General features: G+C 46.9%; 17 protein-coding genes and 1 tRNA gene. 16 read left to right on the top strand and 2 right to left on the bottom strand.

The features are described from left to right. The first annotated feature begins 74 nt into the window (after positions 1–74). The 9 genes from LZG94_RS09225 to LZG94_RS09185 all read left to right on the top strand — a co-directional run bounded on the left by LZG94_RS09225 (position 75) and on the right by LZG94_RS09185 (position 7,220). On the top strand, positions 75–1,979 hold the full coding sequence (locus LZG94_RS09225) for a DUF349 domain-containing protein (protein ID WP_233791621.1): 1,905 nt from the start codon (positions 75–77) through the stop codon (positions 1,977–1,979). Positions 1,980–2,091: 112 nt separating this feature from the next. Continuing rightward, a tRNA-Thr gene (locus LZG94_RS09220) sits at positions 2,092–2,164 on the top strand. Between the two features lie 110 nt (positions 2,165–2,274). Continuing rightward, positions 2,275–2,667 carry a response regulator gene (locus tag LZG94_RS09215; RefSeq protein ID WP_233791620.1) on the top strand — a complete coding sequence of 131 codons (393 nt, stop codon included), beginning with the start codon at positions 2,275–2,277 and terminating at the stop codon, positions 2,665–2,667. Between the two features lie 134 nt (positions 2,668–2,801). Then, positions 2,802–4,472 (top strand): circadian clock protein KaiC, encoded by a 1,671-nt coding sequence (gene kaiC, locus LZG94_RS09210; protein WP_233791619.1) that lies wholly within the window; start codon positions 2,802–2,804, stop codon positions 4,470–4,472. 24 nt (positions 4,473–4,496) lie between these two features. Continuing rightward, entirely contained in the window at positions 4,497–4,802 is a 306-nt protein-coding gene (locus tag LZG94_RS09205; protein WP_215236610.1) for a circadian clock KaiB family protein, read from the top strand. Further along, positions 4,799–5,119 carry a circadian clock KaiB family protein gene (locus LZG94_RS09200; protein WP_233791618.1) on the top strand — a complete coding sequence of 107 codons (321 nt, stop codon included), beginning with the start codon at positions 4,799–4,801 and terminating at the stop codon, positions 5,117–5,119. The genes LZG94_RS09205 and LZG94_RS09200 overlap by 4 nt, the downstream gene beginning before the upstream one ends. A gap of 1 nt (position 5,120) precedes the next feature. Beyond that, the gene (locus LZG94_RS09195; RefSeq protein WP_233791617.1) at positions 5,121–6,422 is read left to right on the top strand and encodes an ATP-binding protein; all 1,302 of its coding nucleotides are present in this window, start codon (positions 5,121–5,123) and stop codon (positions 6,420–6,422) included. Positions 6,423–6,524: 102 nt separating this feature from the next. Further along, a complete protein-coding gene (locus LZG94_RS09190) occupies positions 6,525–7,010 on the top strand; it encodes a hypothetical protein (RefSeq protein WP_233791616.1) in 486 nt (161 codons plus the stop codon). Positions 7,011–7,019: 9 nt separating this feature from the next. After that, positions 7,020–7,220, top strand: coding sequence for a helix-turn-helix transcriptional regulator (locus tag LZG94_RS09185; protein ID WP_215236614.1), 201 nt, complete (start codon positions 7,020–7,022; stop codon positions 7,218–7,220). Positions 7,221–7,257: 37 nt separating this feature from the next. Here the strand turns inward: LZG94_RS09185 and LZG94_RS09180 are convergent, their stop codons facing one another. Both LZG94_RS09180 and LZG94_RS09175 read right to left on the bottom strand, forming a co-directional pair. Next, the gene (locus LZG94_RS09180) at positions 7,258–9,792 is read right to left on the bottom strand and encodes a glycosyl hydrolase family 95 catalytic domain-containing protein (protein WP_233791615.1); all 2,535 of its coding nucleotides are present in this window, start codon (positions 9,790–9,792) and stop codon (positions 7,258–7,260) included. 37 nt (positions 9,793–9,829) lie between these two features. Next, positions 9,830–12,109, bottom strand: a complete 2,280-nt coding sequence (locus tag LZG94_RS09175) for an excinuclease ABC subunit UvrA (protein ID WP_233791614.1) — start codon at positions 12,107–12,109, stop codon at positions 9,830–9,832. A gap of 205 nt (positions 12,110–12,314) precedes the next feature. Between LZG94_RS09175 and LZG94_RS09170 the strand changes: the two genes are divergently transcribed. From LZG94_RS09170 to LZG94_RS09140, 7 genes are all read left to right on the top strand, one after another. Next, positions 12,315–13,400 carry a calcium:proton antiporter gene (locus LZG94_RS09170; protein ID WP_233791613.1) on the top strand — a complete coding sequence of 362 codons (1,086 nt, stop codon included), beginning with the start codon at positions 12,315–12,317 and terminating at the stop codon, positions 13,398–13,400. A gap of 146 nt (positions 13,401–13,546) precedes the next feature. Then, positions 13,547–14,524, top strand: a complete 978-nt coding sequence (locus LZG94_RS09165) for a hypothetical protein (protein ID WP_215236618.1) — start codon at positions 13,547–13,549, stop codon at positions 14,522–14,524. A 61-nt stretch (positions 14,525–14,585) separates the two neighbouring features. After that, positions 14,586–14,927: a hypothetical protein gene (locus LZG94_RS09160; RefSeq protein WP_233791612.1), complete on the top strand. Its 342-nt coding sequence runs from the start codon at positions 14,586–14,588 to the stop codon at positions 14,925–14,927. A gap of 82 nt (positions 14,928–15,009) precedes the next feature. Then, on the top strand, positions 15,010–15,402 hold the full coding sequence (locus LZG94_RS09155; RefSeq protein ID WP_233791611.1) for a GreA/GreB family elongation factor: 393 nt from the start codon (positions 15,010–15,012) through the stop codon (positions 15,400–15,402). A gap of 175 nt (positions 15,403–15,577) precedes the next feature. Further along, the gene (locus LZG94_RS09150) at positions 15,578–16,231 is read left to right on the top strand and encodes a VTT domain-containing protein (RefSeq protein WP_233791610.1); all 654 of its coding nucleotides are present in this window, start codon (positions 15,578–15,580) and stop codon (positions 16,229–16,231) included. A 124-nt stretch (positions 16,232–16,355) separates the two neighbouring features. Next, on the top strand, positions 16,356–16,913 hold the full coding sequence (locus tag LZG94_RS09145) for a hypothetical protein (protein WP_233791609.1): 558 nt from the start codon (positions 16,356–16,358) through the stop codon (positions 16,911–16,913). A gap of 16 nt (positions 16,914–16,929) precedes the next feature. Next, on the top strand, positions 16,930–19,098 hold the full coding sequence (locus tag LZG94_RS09140) for a cation:proton antiporter (protein WP_233791608.1): 2,169 nt from the start codon (positions 16,930–16,932) through the stop codon (positions 19,096–19,098). Positions 19,099–19,113 lie beyond the last annotated feature (15 nt).

Raw genomic sequence — 19,113 nt, 5'->3', positions numbered from 1 at the left:
AAAAGTAGCCATTTCAAGGGAAAGATTGTTAGATTTGTAATCCGAGAAGACGTACGTACGAAACTAGAATCACGATGGCACAAGAACAACAAGAAGGGGTCAAAAGCGAGGAGCAGGAAGACCTGACACAAAAGTCGATTGACACCCTTGAAATTGATCTTAACAATGAGTTAACGGAAGAGCATGAGGAGGTGGCGCCAGACGTTGATTACACCCAATTGTCGAAAGAACAGCTGATTGGCATATTAGAAAATGAGCTGGCTGCGATTCGTGAGGAGGGTGCAAAACCTGCCTTGCTCAAAAAGGCAGAAACTGTTTCCAGGGAAATACGTCCGGTACTTGATCAGATCAAATTGAGGGAAAGAGAAACTGCATTGCAGGCATATATTGCCGACAATGGCGGTGAAGAGGGTTTTGAATATAAATATGATGCCGATACCCAGAAAATAGATTCGCTGAGCCGCGAGATCAAGGGTTTGAAAAACTCTTATTATCAATCTCAGGAAAAAGAAAAAGAGAAGAATTTCAATGTAAAAACTTCCTTAATCCAGCGCCTGCGGTCACTACTGGAAGAGGAAGGCGGCCGCGAAACTGATGCGACGGGATTGAAGTCCAGCTGGGAAGAATTTAAAAAGATCCAGGACGAATGGAAATCCGCGGGTAACATTGCTTCGCCGCATAATGGTACGCTCTGGGCTACTTACAATGCATTGATCGACCGCTATTTCAGCAACAGAAATATCTATTTCGAATTAAAGGAACTGGACAGGCGCCGCAATGCAGAGTTGAAATCGGAGCTGTGCGAAAAGGTGGAAGAACTGGCCAAATCGCTCGAAAACCGGCCGATGACCAAGGAGATCCTGAACGAGGCTAACCACATTTTCGAAGATTATAAACACCTCGGCCCTGCTCCGAAAGAGGAACAGGAAAAACTTTGGCAACGCTTTAAAGAGGCTATGGACGTGCTTTATAATGCACAGAGAGGCCAGTTTGCGGAGCAGAAGAAGACAATGCAGGAAAACTACGAACAGAAGCTCGGAATCTACGAAGCTATTGTTCCTTTTACTACCTACAACTCTGGCAGCATAAAAGAATGGAATGCGAAAACCAAAGAGATCATGGCTTTCCAGGATCAATGGGTGGCGCTGAAAGGAATAATGCCGCGTGAGGAAGGAAAAGACCTGAGCAAGAAATTCTGGGCTGCGTTAAAGACTTTCTTTAATAACAAGGGTGAGTTTTTCCGTCAGCTGGAATCGAAAAGAGAGCAGAATCTTGATCTGAAAACGCAGTTGTGCGTGGAAGTGGAAGAGTTGCTGGCGGCAGGCGAAGATAATCCAGCTACTACACAGAAGGTCATTGAACTTCAAAAGAAGTGGAAAGGTATTGGTCAGGTTCCTGAAAAATATAAAGACACTATTTACGACCGGTTCAAGAAAGCTTGTGATGCATATTTTGACAAGAAACGGGAAAAGAACAAAGAAGTTGAAGAAGAGTTTGAAGGTAATCTGGCGAAGAAGCTGGATTTGATCGAGCGGATCGAAGCGGCAGCGAAAAGCAAGGACGAGTCGTCACTGAATTTGCTGAATGCTTTCAAATCCGAATGGAGCTCGATTGGTTTTGTACCTAAGAAGGATATGCAAACTGTCCAGAAACGCTACATTGCAGCAATTAATACCTATGTTGGAGCTATCGGGCAGCTTTCAAACAAAGAAAAAGAGCAGGCCGTACTTGAAAGTGAAGTGGAACTGGTGAGGGACAGCGATAACACGCGCACGCTTTACAGAAAAGAAAGCGACATCCGACGCAAGATCACCCAGCTTGAAAATGACATCGCACTTTGGCAAAATAACATTGAGTTCTTCGCGAAGTCTAAAACATCAGACAGACTGAAAGCAGAATTCGACAGAAAGATCAATAGTGCGCTTGGCCAGCTGGAAGAGCTGAAACACCAACTCATTATTATTCAGGAAGCTATCTGAAAGCTGTAAAAAATTTAGAAAAAAATTGGGCAAAATATTGCTTTGTATATTCCCTGAGCCTACTTTTGCACCATGATAACGGAATAAGAAACCGCAATCATAAATAATAAAAGCCTCCATAGCTCAGCTGGTAGAGCAACTGACTTGTAATCAGTAGGTCGTTGGTTCGATCCCGACTGGGGGCTCATCAGAAAGCACTTAACTTCATTGTTAAGTGCTTTTTTGTTGCGCTGCCGCATTTTGATAATAGTACGGATTTTGTGATTTTTGTAAAATCACACTTTACCCCGCCTCGATGAGTGACAATATTGTGCTTCTGGCTGATGATGACAGTGACGATCGCTTTTTTATACAACAAGCATTTAGATCCTGCGGGGTTTCTGCAAAAGTGATCGAAGCTGAGAATGGAGCAGAACTGATAAACTTCCTGAAAAAGCCTGATTTGAATGTCTCGCTCATCATTCTGGATATGAATATGCCAAAGATGAATGGTCTTGAGGCCATGACACAGATCAAAGCAATGCCCCACGTTGCTGAAATACCGGTTGTGATGATATCAACCTCCCCCAGCCAGGATCTTTACGAGAAAGCGTATAAGGCTGGCGTTCAAAGTTTTATGCCCAAGCCAAATACGTTCGATGAATTTAATGATCTGGTAGGACTGCTCAAACAGCGTTTTCTGCAATAACATCTTCCCCTGTAAACCGCCTCCCGGCGCTTTGGCGGCATGATATTTTTATCTGGGCTTTCGAACGCAAAAGTCTTGATCGCATTCCATAATACTTTAAGATGAGTACAGAATCCTCGAACTCAGAATCAGCAATGAAAGTTCTTCAAAAAACACCAACAGGCATTCGTGGCCTGGACGAAATTACGGCGGGCGGATTACCAATGGGCAGACCTACGCTGATATGCGGGGCAGCCGGATCAGGGAAGACCTTATTTTCAATGGAATTCCTTGTTCACGGAGCAAAGAAATACAACGAACCTGGCGTGTTCGTGGCATTCGAGGAGAAATCCGAAGAACTTGCTATCAATGTCGCTTCGCTTGGCTACGATCTCAATCAACTTCAGGAAGACAAGCTGATAAAGCTCGACCACGTACATATTGTACGCAGCGAAATAGAGGAAACCGGCGAGTATAACCTCGACGGACTTTTTATCAGACTGGGCTACGCAATAGATAGTCTAGGCGCCAAACGCGTTGTTCTCGATACGATCGAGAGCCTTTTCTCCGGTCTTACCAACCAGGCAATACTTCGTGCTGAGCTACGCAGGTTGTTTGAGTGGCTGAAAGAGAAGAAAGTTACAGCTATTATCACTGGTGAAAGAGGGGCCGAAACGCTTACCCGTCAGGGATTGGAAGAATATGTTTCCGACTGCGTGATCCTGCTCGACCACCGGGTAGAAAATAAGATATCCACCCGGATCCTGCGCATCGTCAAGTACCGGGGCTCCGTGCATGGAACCAACGAATATCCTTTTCTGATCGATGAAGAAGGGATTTCGGTGTTGCCGGTTACTTCGCTTCGGCTCGACCATCAAGTTTCCTCTTTACGTGTTTCATCCGGAATTCCGGCTCTGGATAAAATGCTGGGCGGCGAAGGCTTCTTCAAAGGTGGCAGTATCCTTGTTTCCGGTACAGCTGGAACCGGAAAAACGAGTATTGCGGGCAGCTTTATCAATGAAGCCTGTAAAAATGGAAAGCGCTGCATCTACTTCGCTTTTGAGGAGTCGCCGCAACAGATTGTCCGGAATATGCACTCGATCAATGTGAATCTGCAGGAGCATCTGGACAACGGACTTTTACAATTCAGCGCCTCGCGCCCTACGTTGAATGGTTTGGAAATGCATTTGCTATCGATCACCAAAATGGTAGACAAATTCAAACCGGACATCATCGTGCTCGACCCGATTACAAACCTGATCACGGTAGGTACCGCAAGTGAAGTTAAGAGTTTGCTTACCCGGCTAATCGACTACTTGCAGGCTGCGCAGATCACGGTGATGTTTACTGCACTTGCCTATAACGACAACAAAACCGAACAAACCGACGAAGGTATATCTTCTCTGGTCGATGCGTGGCTGCTTGTGCGGGATATTGAACTAAACGGTGAGCGAAACCGCGGACTATATGTGATGAAATCCCGTGGAATGAAGCATTCGAATCAGGTACGAGAATTTGTGATATCGGACGAAGGACTGAAACTGGTAGAAGTATTCCTTGGTCCGGAGGGCGTATTGACGGGTTCAGCGCGGGAGACCCAATTGCTTCTTGAAAAAACAAGCGTAGCCCTTCGTGATCACGCTGTGACTAGAAAGGATCGGGAAATAGAACGAAAACGACTGGTGCTGGAATCCAAGATTTCATCATTGAAAGAAGAATTCGAGTCGCTGCAAGACGAGCTTAACAAGAGTTATATCGAAGATGATCTTAAAAAGAACATCATGGAAGATAACCGCCGTCAAATGACTCAAAAGCGTGATGAATAATAAACCCTTCATAACCAATACAATATGGAAGAAATAGAACAGGAAGAATTATGGGAGCTGCGGCTATATGTTGCAGGAAAGACCGCACGGTCAGTGACCGCGCTTACTAATTTAAAAAGGTACTGCGAGGAACATCTGAAAGGCAAATATGTGATCGAGGTGATAGACTTGCTCGTTCACCCGCAACTGGCAGAAGGTGACCAGATACTGGCCATACCGACATTGGTTAAAAAAGTACCGGAACCGATCCGGAAGATTATAGGCGATCTTTCAAATGAAGAAAAAGTGCTGGTTGGACTTAATATCCGCCCAGCCGCTAAATTCGAATGAGCGAGGCTTTGCAACACTTTGGTGGCGAACACGAAGAAGAGGATGAACATTACGTCCTCCGGCTGTTTATTACCGGTGCCTCCATGAATTCAATTAGAGCCGTCATCAATCTGAAAGAGATTTGCGAGAAATATATTAAAGACAGATACACACTGGAAATTGTTGACGTGCACCAGGAGAAATGGCGCGCAGAAAAGGAACAACTGATCGCCCTGCCACTGCTGATCAAAATCAGCCCCTTGCCGGAGAGAAGACTGATAGGAGATATGTCGGATACTGAGAAGGTCCTTCGGGGACTTGGAATTCCACAAAATTGAAATGGGTACAGAAAAGAGTTACGAGGAACTGGTCAGAGAAAACCGCGAGCTTACAATGCGTCTCGAGGAAGCTACGGATACCATTACCGCCATTCGGACGGGACAGGTAGACGCGCTCGTGGTGAACGACGGTGAGCAGGGATTACAACTGTATACCCTCAAAACTGCCGATCAGACTTATAGGGTATTTATCGAGAAAATGAATGAAGGAGCCGTCACGCTCAATGAAGTTGGTGTTATCCTCTACTCCAATTCCATGTTCGCGACGATGGTCAACGAGCCGCTTTCGAAGGTAGTAGGTTCTTCTTTTGAGAATTTTTTGCCGGAAAGCGCCATGCAATTGTACCGGCAGCTATTTACAAATGGCTGGAAAGAGGATACCAAAATGGAGCTTCCAATCCGCAGGAATGACAAGCTGGTACCCTGCCAGGTTTCGGTTACTATGTTGCAGCTAGACGAAGGTCCCTCTTTAAGTATCATCGTTACAGATCTTACTTTTCAGAAAAATGTTCAGTACCTGCTGAAAGAAAACAACAGGCGGCTGGAAGAGATAAACGGTGAACTGGAAGCGAGCAATTATGACCTGCAACAATTCGCCTCAGTTGCATCCCACGATTTGCAGGAGCCTTTACGCAAGATCCTGATATTTTCGACGATGCTCAAAAACAACCATCAGATTGAGCTGCCTGAGGAAAGTCAAAAGCATCTGGAAAAGATCATAACTGCTTCTCAGCGGATGCGTACGATGATTGCAGATATACTCGATTATTCCAGGCTCTCTACGCATGCCGGCAATTTCGAGCTGATCAGTCTGAAAGATGTCGTCGAAGAGGTGCTGGAAGATTATGAAATACTTTTGAGTGAAAAGAAAGTACAGGTTAGAATCGACAATTTCCCGAAAATAGAGGCCAACCGACCACAAATCAAGCAGGTATTCCAAAATCTGATCAGCAACTCTATTAAATTTTCAAAAGAAGACGAGCCGCCGGTTATTGAAATCACCTGCGAAGCTGTAAATGAGCTGGAACGCGACAACGAACCCGACAAGGCAATATGTAAGATCGCGATTTCCGATAACGGGATCGGCTTTGACAAGCAATATCAGGAAAGGATATTCTCCCTTTTCGAACGCTTGAATACCAAAGAAAAATATGAAGGATCGGGTATCGGACTCGCGATTACAAAGAAGATATTGGACAAACATAACGGGTCTATTTCCGCAGAAAGTCGCGAGGGCCATGGTGCACGTTTCATCATCAGCTTACCTATCCATCAGGAAAAACGTGGTTCTATGGAAGCTTAATCAAATTGATCACTAAATTTTTTTGCGCCTAAATGTAATGCATAGTTGACATTAAGGAATGTTTAGATTACATTTGATTATTCCTAATTTAAACTATGTGCTATGAACAAATTATTCTTACTACCCACCGGCTTCAAGGCCAGTGGTTTGGCAATGATCTTTTTAGGTCTGCTTGGTTTGGCAGTTGCAAGCCAGGAAGGGTTGATTAATGTTTACAGGATTCTTGCTCCCGGCAATACCACCGCCGACGGCTCTTACCCCTACCCGGCCAACTTCTGGCAGATCAATGCAATCTTCGAATACACTTCTATCGCATTGGTAGCTGTTGGTTTATTATTCTTTTTCATGTCGCGCGAGCGGGACGAATTTTACTACAAGGTCCGGCTTGAATCTATTCAGTTTGCGATCCTGATGCAGCTTTGTGTCGGAGTTGTGACGTACTGCTTTTTCTATTTTTCCGGAAACTACCAAATGGAAAATACTTTTACCGCGATCCTATCTGTCAGTTTTGCAGGCTTTTGGATCGCCTATATTTCACGGTACTACTACATGATCCGATTAAGGTCCAACGAGGATTTAACTTTATAATATTGAATTTTGAAAAATACGCTTCGCGTCGAGAGGGCAATCCTGCGTATAACACAGGCTGAACTGGCCGAAAAAGTGGGAGTATCGCGTCAGGCGATCAATTCGATTGAGACAAGTAAATATGTCCCGTCTACGATCCTGGCTATCAAGCTCGCCCAGGTTTTCAACAAGCCTGTTGAAGAAATTTTCACATTGGAGCCACAGGATTGATTGTCTTTCCTGTGGCTCTAATAGGAGCTGGCTTTGTCTATTTCCCAGTCAAAACATATTCTTTACCTGCTTCCGTAGGGAAGTCGAACATCAATTTCTCCGCTTTTGCTTGTTCTGAGCCCGTATGCAGTGATTTATAAAAGGCATTTGCATTTTCACCGGTAGCAGCTTTCATTTTCTTTCCGCTGATTTTCAATGCATTCGGCACGCCGATCCGACAATTTCCACCCAGTTTTGAGCGGACAATCAGCTTTGTTATTGTACCTTTTTCCCAGGTAATATCTGCTTCGAATCCACCACGCGCACGCAATCCTTTTACTTCGCCACTCGCCCAGTCGTCGGGAATTGCAGCGAGTATATTCAAAAATCCGTCGTGGCTTTGCAACAGCATTTCCGTTATGCCAGAAGTGCCACCAAAATTCCCATCGATCTGAAAAGGCGGGTGCGCATCCAGCAAATTCGGATAGGTACCGCCTCCCTTCGCATAGTTAGTTCCTTCCACGCCCGTCAGCTTCAACTGCTCGCGGATAAGCTTATAAGCGTGGTTGCCGTCGAGCAGCCTTGCCCAGGTATTGATTTTCCAACCTTTACTCCAACCGGTACCCCCGTCGCCGCGCAACTCCATCGTTTTCCGGGCAGCCTGGGCGTATTGAGGCGTATAAATAGGCGAAATCTGCCGGCCGGGGAACAGTCCGAACAAATGCGAAATGTGCCGATGCTCAGGTTCTGCCTCTTCCCAATCCTTGTACCATTCCTGCAAATTCCCCTTTTTGCCGATCTGCAATGGAAAAAGCTTGCTGCGTCTTTCAATCAGCAATTTCCTGAATTCGGCATCAGTGCCGGTTCTTTCAGAAGCCTCGATCAGATTGGTGAACAGGTCCCAGATGATGGACATATCCATTGTAGTAGCGACTGAAACCGAACCTTTAAATCCTTTTTCATCAATAAAAATATTCTCCGGCGTCGTTGCAGGCGAAGTGACGAGCTTACCGTTTTTATCCTCAATCAGCCAGTCCAGGCAAAAAAGCGCAGCCGATTTCATCAGCGGATAGGCGGTTTTGGTCAAAAATTCCTTGTCACCCGTAAACTGGTAATGCTCCCACAAATGCTGGCAAAGCCACGCGCCGCCCATTGGCCAGTTGGCCCACGACGGGCTGCCGCTCACCGGATTGGTAGTAGCCCAGATATCCGAATTATGATGCAGCACCCAGCCTTTTGCCCGATAAAAATTCTTCGCAGCCTCCGTGCCCGTCACTTCCAGCTGGCTGATGAAGTCAAGTAACGGCGCGTGCAGCTCGGATAAGTTTGCACTTTCGACCATCCAGTAGTTCATCTGGGTATTGATATTTGTCGTAAAATTGCTGCTCCACGGCGGGCGGACCTGGTGGTTCCATATTCCCTGCAAATTGGCCGGGATACCACCCGGGCGCGAACTGGAAATCAGCAAATATCTCCCAAACTGAAAATAAAGAGCCTCCAATGCAGGATCTTTTGCACCTTCCGTATAATCTTTCAGGCGCTCGTCCATCGGCTTGTCGGCTGCCGGGTTTCCATTCAAGTTCAGACTAACGCGGTTGAAAAGCTTCTGGTAATCAGTAATATGAGCGGATTTTAAAACGTCGTAATTTTTTGCGTTAGCAGACTGCAAATACTTTTCAACAAGCGCAACCTCATTTTTTCCTTCCTTATCCGGGCATTTATCAAATCCATTAAAACTCGTAGCCGCTGATAGTAGCAGCACTACCTCGCTCGCATTGCGAATGTGAACGCCCGCACTATCGGTGGACACTTCCCCGTCGGATTCTTTCACTCTTACCCGCAACTCAAAACGCATTCCCTTGCATTTCGAAGGATCGTTGTAAGTCACAGGTATTTCCATCGTCTGCATATAGTTCGGGTCCGTGTGCGCGGGCGCCTGGCCTTTCATCGCGAGCTCGTCTTTGGCTATTACTACATTGTTGTAAACGAGCGGACTAGTTGTAGATGCAGTAAAATTGAGCGCACCTTTCTTACTGGTTTTGAGCTTCACAACCATTACTTGGTCGGCTGCCGAAATGAATATCTCCCGGCTATAATCCACGCCGTCAACCGTGAAAGTCGTAGTTGAAAGTGCATTCGAAATATCAAGTTCTCGCCGGTAGGCTGTGGGCGTACCGCTCAGTTCCTGCCTGATCATCAGGTCGCCGAGCGGCTCATAGGATTCTGTAAAAAGTCCCTGGATCTTCTTGGTAAGTTCCTCGGCAAGCTTGTAATCCTCATTTTCGAGCGCCTTCCTTACCTGCGGCAGGTATTGGTACGCGTGCGGATTAGGATTGTTGTTTACCGGCCCGCCCGACCACAATGTCTCCTCATTCAGCTGGATCAACTCCTCGTTCACCCGGCCAAATACCATCGCGCCGATCCACCCGTTTCCGATCGGTAAAGCTTCGTTCCAATTGCGCGCGGGCTGTTTGTACCAGAGCTTCAAATCTTGCTGCGCGCTGGCTTGACTTATATTAGCAAATGCAAAAAAGGCCACAATACCGACGATTAAAGGCACTTTGCATTTATTGAAAGGAAACAGTCTGATCATATTCTGGTTATTGTTAAAATGAAATAGTAAGCTTTTGTTAAAACTGCTGGTAGGTTTTTCCCGCATTTGCGCCTCTCAGATACTGACTCGTAATCGAACCTTTTGCATTCAGTAACTCCACTGGTGTGCCTTCAAATACTACTTTTCCGCCTTTTGTCCCACCATCGGGTCCCATATCTATAATCCAGTCCGCATTTTTGATCACGTCCAGATTATGTTCGATCACGATCATCGTATTACCCGAGTCTACCAGCCGGTTCATAATAGATAGCAGATGCGAGATATCCGACATGTGCAAGCCGGTAGTCGGTTCGTCCAGCACGTACACGCCGCTTTTCTTATGCAGCTCACTGGCCAGCTTGATCCGCTGGCACTCGCCGCCCGACAAAGTACTTAGCGGTTGTCCCAAAGTAAGATAATCGAGCCCGACGTCGCTCATTGCCTGCAATTTATTTCGGATATCTTTTTGTTTGAAATAATCAAGTGACTGCAAAACAGTGAGTTCCAAAACATCTGAGATAGACTTCCCGTCGAGTTTATAAGCCAGTACTTCTTCCTTGAAGCGTTTTCCTTCACAAACCTCACAAGGTGTTTTGATACCATCCAGAAATGCGAGATCGGTGTAAATGACGCCGAGTCCCTGGCAATTTTCGCAGGCGCCCTGCGAGTTGAAGCTGAAAAGCGACGCGCTAACCCCGTTTTCTTTGGCAAACGCTTTGCGCACATCATCCATTACCCCGGTATAAGTAGCCGGATTAGAACGCGTGGAAGTACCCACAGCCGACTGGTCGATAACGACCGCTTTGGGATGTTGTTTAAGAAAAACGTGGTTGATCAGCGAGCTTTTTCCCGAGCCTGCAACGCCCGTTACCACAGTAAGAACGCCCTCCGGAATATCCACACTTACATTGTGCAGGTTATTCACATTCGCTTTAAGTACCGATAATTTACCAGAAGCTTTCCTGGAATTTTCCTTGATCGGCAGTGACTGTTTGATATGCCGGCCTGTGAGGGTATCCGCATGGATCAGTTCGTCGAAAGTGCCTTCAAAAACGATATTTCCACCATTACTACCTGCATGCGGGCCCACGTCGACAATATGATCGGCGACTTTGATCACGTCCGGATCGTGCTCCACCACGATAACCGTATTGCCTTTATCCCTGAGTTTACCGAGCAGTTCGTTCAGCCTGTGCACGTCGCGCGGGTGCAGCCCCACACTGGGTTCGTCGAATATGTACATGACATCTATCAGACTGCTGCTCAAATGCTTGACCATTTTAACACGCTGAGATTCACCTCCCGACAAGGTACTCGTTTCGCGGTCGAGACTCAGGTAATCGAGGCCGATATCCACCAGGTGCTGCAACCTTTCGGACAACGTAGCCGCCATCGAGGCCGCAACCGGTTCTTTAATATCTTTAATGATCGCAAGCAATTCGGAAACTTCCAGCGCCGACATTTCAGCGATATTCTTCCCTTTGATCTTGCAGCCCAGCGCAGCCTGGCTTAGCCGCGCCCCCTTGCAAGCCGGGCAGGGTTTCAATGCAATGTAAGGTGCTACCGCTTTCTGGGTGCGCTCGCTGAGGGTTTTGAGATCCCTTTTAATGTAAGACCTTTCAAATTTCTCAATAATGCCCAGGTAACTCGCATTCATCGTGCCGCCGCCGACCTGCATCTTGAACTTCATATTTTTACCATAAAGCAGCAGGTCCATCTCCTCTTCGGTGAAGTCCGATAGTTTTTTATCATTATCAAAAAAACCTGAACTCGCGTAGCTGCTTTTCTCCCAGGTAGCAAAAACCGGAACCTGTACAGCGCCTTCGTTCAGCGACTTGTCCATATCAAGAAATGAATCAGCCAAAACCCCCATTTTCCGACCCAATCCATTGCATTCAGTGCACATACCCTGCGGATCGTTGAAAGAAAATGCATTTGAACCACCAATATGCGGCTCGCCTATTCTTGAAAATAAAAGACGGAGCACGGGAGAGATGTCCGTGATCGTGCCCATGGTGGAATGCGAATTGCCTCCCAGCCTTCTTTGATCAACGACGATCGCCATACTCAGATTCTCAATGGCGTCGGCATTTGGCTGGGCATATTTGGGTAGAAAATTCCGGATAAACATACTGAAATTCTCGTTGAGCTGCCGCTGGGCCTCGGTCGCGATGGTATCGAAAACGATGGAAGATTTGCCCGAACCCGATACCCCTGTGAAGATCGTGATCTTGCGCTTGGGTATCCTTAGTGATACGTTTTTGAGGTTATTCTCACGCGCGCCACGAATTTCGATGTACTCCTGAAATCTGTCCATTTAAATGACTGGTTGATGGTCGATAAATACTTGCAGACTGAAAAGGAAAGCCGGTGCCAAACTTCCTGAAAAATTTTCAAAATGATAGTTATCGGCTCAAATAGTGGGGAAATAAAAATTAAAAAAACTGATAAAAGCTGGAATCCGTAGCCCGGAAATTGCTGTTGCTTTAAAAAAGTAAGTAAAAAATTCGTTCAACACATCTATGAAATTAAGATTTTCCCTGCCAATCTGGTCACTACTAAGCCCGCTCATCGCGTGGGTTCTTTATTACCTGAATAAAGTTCTCCAAATCGGCGGCGCATACAATTTCCTCCTCGCCGCCGCGCTGATCTCGGTTGTTCTGGCCGCTGTACATCACGCCGAAGTAATCGCACACCGGGTCGGCGAGCCGGCCGGGACATTGGTACTCGCCGTCGCAATCACCATTATAGAAGTCGCATTGATCGTTTCCCTGATGCTCTCAGGCGGAGCGGAAACTGCTGCGCTGGCACGCGACACTGTTTTTGCGGCGATCATGATCATTCTAACGGGAATAATCGGTTTGTGCCTGCTCGTGGGCGGCGTCAAATATCAGGAACAGAAGTTCGGTAGGTTCGGCGTAAGTGCTGCATTGGTCACCCTTACTGCCATTTCAATCCTTACCCTGGTATTGCCCAACTACACCACCAGCGTACCTGGACCGCTTTACAATACCAGTCAGCTCATATTTGTGGCAGTGATTTCACTCGTTCTTTACGGCACATTTGTGATGGTGCAAACAATCACCCACCGCGCCTATTTCCTTCCCGACGACGGTACTCCTACGAACGAACTGGGCATAGAGCCGCCCGCCAATAAGGATGCGATTTTGAGTACGCTACTATTGCTCGTTTGCCTGGTGGCGGTAGTGTTACTTGCAAAAATGCTGGCCCCTGCCATTGAAAAGGGGGTTATTGACCTTGGTGCGCCGGAGTCACTTGTAGGTGTGATCGTGGCAGCTGTGATCCTATTGCCGGAAGGAACTGCGGCGGTTCGCGCTGCGCGGAAGAATAAGTTGCAGATCAGTCTGAATCTTGCATTGGGATCTGCATTGGCCAGCATCGGCCTCACGATTCCGGTTGTGGCCATGGTATCGATTTTTACGGGACTGAATATCACCCTCGGCATCGACACGAAATCGACATTGCTCCTGATCTTATCGCTTTTCACGGTGGTATTATCTTTTGGAACCGGCCGGACGACCATTATGCAGGGCGTTGTTCTGCTCGTACTGTTCGCCGTGTATCTGTTTACCACCATTGTTCCATAGCAGCAGATTTTCGTTAAGCAGTTACTTTACAGCTATTTAGATATTAAAATAGATTCACAAATTGAGCTTTTTTGGGAAAAGCATTTTTAATTTTGAAATTCATTTTTATACCTGTAAATTTACAACTGTAAAAATAAAAGTAGAAAATGACTTATATCAGCGCACAGCCTCTCTTCTCAGATCAATGGGATGATATATGTTACCCGGTCAATCCGGTGTGGCTTTCAGACCTGTTGCCTGAATATGATATTATGGCTACCGACCGACAGCAGCTGGTTGTAGGTGAGCCGGTGGGTGGTCGGAAAACGATATTCGGAATCCAGAGCGCCGACTATACGATCGTTCCCAATATTCTGATCCGCGAAGTGGTCGACAAGCTTTTTGGTAACAGGTATAGTGTCGAAATCAAGCATACGAAAACGGGTGAGTTCAGTATAAATATCATTCTGCCCGGCGAACTTTCAATAGGAAAGGAAAAATTGCAAAGGAGTCTGATTTTGACAAACAGCTATAATGGTAAAACCCCGTTCAGCGTGCAGGGACAGACTTTTACGGCGATGTTCAATCAGGATCTGACACCCGCAAGCAGCTTATACAGAGACATTTGCAAAAATGGACTGATGGGCTGGGCCGATTCTTTTGGCGAGCTGCCCGCCTACCAGGATTGGCTTTTAAAACCCCATACAAAGGATAAGAAGAAGCCTGCGAATGCAAAGAATGCACAGCCGAAAGACGCGCAGAAGAATCAGGAAGTCCGGAAAATGCATCATGCCAAGCAAACGCCCGAGCTTTTTCAGAAGCAGTTGTACGATTTGCTGTCGAAACAGATCAGGCCGGAAACGACTTTAACAGCAACCATTTACGAACATTTTCAACAAAAAACCGTAGGCAGAACGGATGAAAACTTGTTCAAAAAATTGCCGATACCCGTGCAGCTGGCCAAGCAGGCGCATGAAAGGTTGAGGCTCGAAGAACGGATGTTGGGCACGGATACTTCCTACTGGCTCATCTATAATGCAGTGAATTACGCATTATTCAACGCCCGCAGCAGCCTGACGCTGAATGACCGCTACAAGCTGGACGAGAAGGTTTTTCATCAGCTGGCTACCAGCTATTTTGCTTAAAATCAAAATATTAGTTAGTAAAAGACACAGACTAGATTCATCAACATAAATCTGATTTCCGATGCATTCAACACCTATATCTAAGGGCTTGGCTACGATTGTTAAAGCATTGTCCAAAGTCGACGACGTGTTCAGGAACAAGCAAATTTCTAACGCAGACGCGGATAATAGCATTGGTAAGCAGTCGGATCTGCCGGTATATGCGCATTTTATCCAGGAGAATATGATCATTCTCGGACAAACCCCAGGTCAGCAGTTGAGGCAGTCTGTTACGCTTAATGACCTGACCAAGAGGCGGTTCCTGAATATATTGAACCGCGTGGCAAAAGGACAGGAGGGTGTGTCACGTCAGGAAAGGCTCTTCGTTCAGCAAGTCTGGTCTGCAATAGGTTCTATGCATTAATTCTAACAACTCTTCTCGTTTACCTACCCTGCCCGCCCGGACGCGAGCCGGGGAATTTTTTGTTTTTTAAACAGTGAAAATCATGAATACTAACCAGAAAAACCACGTCATACTTTGTGAAGAAGATTTCCGGATGCTGAAACAGTTCGCCGAAAATTTTTCGGGGACCAATGTCAATGAAATGTCCCTATCCTACGAGCTCAACCGGGCTATTGTAGTAGAAAACGATGAGCTGCCCGCCAAAAGCATTCGACTGAATTCGCAGGTGACTGTGAAGGAACTGGTGACGAACAAGGTGATGGAATTCTCCATCGTCATGCCGGCTTATGCGGATATCCGGCAAAATAAAATCTCTGTGCTGACACCTATGGGCGCTGCGCTGATCGGGCTTTGTGAGGGAGAAACTGTGGAGTGGAAAATGCCCGCCGGGCTGAAAAGGTTTAAAGTACTGGATGTGATACAGAGTGCCGGGTGAGGCCGGGAGCCTCAGAGTGTATTAAACTAAACTACAAACCAATGGAAACCGTGGTAACAGAAAGTGACAAGGATAGACGCCGGAATAACTTGCTCTTCGTGATGCTTTGTGCCCTGGCGCTGATTTCAGTTTACATTGTATTCTGCGTATTGACAATTGCCTTATAATTAACCAAATGGAATTACTAAATCAAATAGCGGACATTTTCCTGCACCTGGACCAGCATCTCGGCCGGATCATTGAAGATTACGGCGCGTTAACGTACCTGGTCCTGTTTCTCATCATTTTTATTGAAACGGGTGTAGTGGTAATGCCCTTCCTTCCAGGTGATTCGCTGCTTTTCGCAGCTGGTATGATGGCCGCGAAGTACTCGGAGTCGCTCAATATCTGGCTGATCATCGGCCTGTTGTTGGTTGCTGCAATTCTGGGCGATACCTGTAATTACCTGTTGGGAAAACGTTTCGGTGCGCAGGCGCTCCGGACGAAGCTGTTTGGCAGGCCGGTGATCAAGCCGGAGCACGTTGCTCATACGCATAGCTTTTACGAAAAATACGGTCCGTCGACGATCGTGATCGCACGCTTCGTGCCAATTGTACGTACCCTGGCCCCATTTGTAGCAGGAATAGCTGTGATGGACTATCGCGTTTTCTTCAAGTACAACGTGGTCGGCGGATTGCTTTGGGTGATCGGACTTACGGTAGCAGGTTACTTTTTGGGCAGCATTCCGCTTGTGCGGGACAATTTCGAGAAAGTCATCATGGGCATTATCCTCCTGTCTGTATTGCCGATCATCTGGCAATTTTTCAGAAAAAATCTTAGCCCAGCATAAACAGATTTTTCTTATAAACCCTTACCCGACATCTGGTTCCGCTTTTGGACACCAGATGTTTTTTGTTTAACCCGGACATTTCGGCTTTATTCGATTACCTTATGCAATTAAAATCCGGACGCAGATGAAAAGATGGACCCTATTTTTTCTGGTATTTGCCGCTTTCACGCAAGGTTGCGGTTACAAAGAAAAGGAGCAAAAGTTAGCACAGCGGGAAGCGCAGATCACCAGAACAGAACAAAAACTGATGGAGTGGCAACAGCAGCTGACGTTGCTCGAAAAAGAACTGTTGGAAAAAAAGAAAAAGCAGCAGCAAGATTCCACGGTGACTATGGATTCTCTCCAGGCACAAGCGATTACGGGCAAGTGGGTCGTGAAAATGCGATGCACCGAAACCAGTTGCAGTGGCTCGGCCATAGGCGATTCCAAGACGGAAACCTGGGAAATTTCTTACCAAAACAATGCATTGGTCGTAAATGCTTTCACCGGCAGCGAACTCTCCCGCATCTACAACGGTTCTTTCTCCCAAATGAGGCTGGAAGCTTCAAATGGTCAGCCAGGCTCGGAATCGGTGATGCGATTGCGGCTGGAATTAAAAGACAAAAAGCTGGAAGGGACCCGCGAGGTGGATCGCACCGATTGCAAGATCCGCTATTCCCTGACTGCTGAAAGGCAGAAATGAATCTAAACATGTGCGTATGATTTCTTTACTGCTACTCGATCTCTCACTACCCCTTAAAAATCCGGTCATCATCTTTTCGGTGGTGCTCTTTATAATCCTCTTTGCACCGATCCTTTTTAACCGGATTAAGGTTCCGCACATTATCGGGCTGATTATTTCCGGGGTGATCGTGGGGCCTTACGGACTGAATGTGCTGAGCCGGGACAGCAGTATCGTGCTCTTTGGTACCGTCGGGCTGTTATATATTATGTTCCTCGCCGGACTGGAAATTGACCTGGCCGAATTCAGGAAAAACAAGAACAAGATCGCCGTTTTCGGACTGTTAACCTTTGTACTACCGCTCGTTTCCGGCACGCTGGCGAGTTACTATATACTGGGCTACGGATTTCTTTCGTCCCTTTTGCTGGCCAGTATGTTCTCTACGCACACGCTGGTCTCCTACCCGATTGCCAGTAAATACGGCGTAACCCGCAACCGGGCGATCAATATGACTGTCGGCGGCACGATGATCACCGATATTCTCGCACTCCTTATTCTCGCCGGTGTTGCCGGTATGTCGAAAGGGGACGTTTCGCCGGCATTCTGGTTTAGGCTTGGATTTTCATTTGTCGTTTTTCTTTTAGTTGTCTTGCTCCTGTTCCCAGTTATCTGCCGGTGGTTCTTCAGGCGTTTTGACGACAGTATATCCCAATACATTTTCGTGCTGGCGATGGTTTTTCTCGCCTCCTTTCTCGCTGAGCTGGCAGGAGTTGAAGCGATCATCGGCGCCTTTTTCTCAGGTTTGGTGCTGAATAGATTTGTCCCGCATTCCTCCGCATTGAACAATCGGATCGACTTTGTCGGCAATGCACTTTTTATTCCTTTCTTCCTGATCAGCGTGGGTATGTTGGTGGATGTCAGTGTGTTGGTAAAAGGCTGGGGTGCATTGAAAGTAGCGGGTATAATCCTGTTGATCGCGCTCGCAAGTAAGTACTTGGCAGCCTGGATCACCCAAAAAGTATTCAAACTCTCTTCCGACGAAGGGTTAATGATATTTGGGCTGAGTTCATCTCATGCAGCCGCAACCCTGGCGATTATCCTGGTTGGGTATAATATCATTGTTGGAGAAACTGCTCTTGGCGAGCCGATCCGCCTGCTGAATGAAGACGTGCTGAACGGAACGATCGTCCTGATCCTGGTCAGCTGCGGGGTAAGTTCGTTTGTGGTTGAAAAGGCTTCGAAAAAACTGGCGCTGGCCCAGGAGGAGGAAGCGTCGGCAGACACCGACGCATTAAGCGACGAGAAGATATTGGTATCCCTCTCCTACCCCGATATGATCGCGGATATGATCGATTTCGGGATCATGCTGAAACCCAAACACAGCGCGGTGCCACTCTACGGACTGCATATTGTGACGGACGAGGACCAGAAAAACGACTCCGCCTCTCACGGTAAAAAGATCCTGAACAAAGCCGTCGCCCACGCCAGCTCTTCCGAAAATCTGCTGGTGCCTTTGACGCGCTATGACACGAATATCAGCAATGGAATTACATATACTATTAAGGAACAGCACATTACCGATGTTGTAATCGGGCTGCATCAGGAAACCGACCACAAAACGTTCCTGGGTCCGAAGATCGAGAACATCGTGAAACGGGTATTTGAAACCATTTATATTTACAAACCGGCGCAGCCTTTCAATACGCTCAACCGGATCGTCGTGGCGATACCGCCTGCGGCCAGCAACGAGCCCGGCTTTTTACATTGGCTGGGCAAATTGGTAGCGTTGTCCAGGATGAGTTCCATGCCCATTCATTTCTACGCCTCCCCACAAACGATCAAATTTACCAGAAGTGCTATTGCGCGAAAAAGTGGCGCTATCGAGGCACATTTCACTGTTTTTACAGATTGGGACGATTTCCTGATCTTCTCCCGAGAACTCAGGATCGACGATCTTTTTGTTATTATTTCAGCACGAAAAGGCTCTCCGTCATACCTTTCTCAGCTCGAAAAGTTACCGTATTACCTTTCTACCAGATTTGACCAGCAAAGCCTGATCCTGATCTATCCGAAACAGCTTGAATCGGGCATTAATATGAATGATATCGAGCAGGCAGACAGCGCGCTGATCGATACTTTGTCAGAAAAATTAGGCTCCCTGGGCAAAGCAGCGAAATACCTCCGGCGAATGCTGGCTGATAAATAAGCTTTCTCCGCCTAA

It is taken from the genome of Dyadobacter sp. CY343, from assembly GCF_021390335.1.
GTDB lineage: Bacteria > Bacteroidota > Bacteroidia > Cytophagales > Spirosomataceae > Dyadobacter.
The sequence above is the reverse complement of the archived record's forward strand: the minus strand, read 5'-3'. Positions and strand labels throughout refer to the sequence as shown.

Coding starts and splice junctions, on each gene's coding strand:
- LZG94_RS09140 (WP_233791608.1), top strand. CDS start 16,930: ATGATTTCTTTACTGCTACTCGATCTCTCACTACCCCTTAAAAATCCG.
- LZG94_RS09150 (WP_233791610.1), top strand. CDS start 15,578: ATGGAATTACTAAATCAAATAGCGGACATTTTCCTGCACCTGGACCAG.
- LZG94_RS09215 (WP_233791620.1), top strand. CDS start 2,275: ATGAGTGACAATATTGTGCTTCTGGCTGATGATGACAGTGACGATCGC.
- LZG94_RS09175 (WP_233791614.1), bottom strand. CDS start 12,109: ATGGACAGATTTCAGGAGTACATCGAAATTCGTGGCGCGCGTGAGAAT.
- LZG94_RS09225 (WP_233791621.1), top strand. CDS start 75: ATGGCACAAGAACAACAAGAAGGGGTCAAAAGCGAGGAGCAGGAAGAC.
- LZG94_RS09155 (WP_233791611.1), top strand. CDS start 15,010: ATGAATACTAACCAGAAAAACCACGTCATACTTTGTGAAGAAGATTTC.
- kaiC (WP_233791619.1), top strand. CDS start 2,802: ATGAAAGTTCTTCAAAAAACACCAACAGGCATTCGTGGCCTGGACGAA.
- LZG94_RS09170 (WP_233791613.1), top strand. CDS start 12,315: ATGAAATTAAGATTTTCCCTGCCAATCTGGTCACTACTAAGCCCGCTC.
- LZG94_RS09160 (WP_233791612.1), top strand. CDS start 14,586: ATGCATTCAACACCTATATCTAAGGGCTTGGCTACGATTGTTAAAGCA.
- LZG94_RS09205 (WP_215236610.1), top strand. CDS start 4,497: ATGGAAGAAATAGAACAGGAAGAATTATGGGAGCTGCGGCTATATGTT.
- LZG94_RS09190 (WP_233791616.1), top strand. CDS start 6,525: ATGAACAAATTATTCTTACTACCCACCGGCTTCAAGGCCAGTGGTTTG.
- LZG94_RS09200 (WP_233791618.1), top strand. CDS start 4,799: ATGAGCGAGGCTTTGCAACACTTTGGTGGCGAACACGAAGAAGAGGAT.
- LZG94_RS09145 (WP_233791609.1), top strand. CDS start 16,356: ATGAAAAGATGGACCCTATTTTTTCTGGTATTTGCCGCTTTCACGCAA.
- LZG94_RS09180 (WP_233791615.1), bottom strand. CDS start 9,792: ATGATCAGACTGTTTCCTTTCAATAAATGCAAAGTGCCTTTAATCGTC.
- LZG94_RS09195 (WP_233791617.1), top strand. CDS start 5,121: ATGGGTACAGAAAAGAGTTACGAGGAACTGGTCAGAGAAAACCGCGAG.
- LZG94_RS09165 (WP_215236618.1), top strand. CDS start 13,547: ATGACTTATATCAGCGCACAGCCTCTCTTCTCAGATCAATGGGATGAT.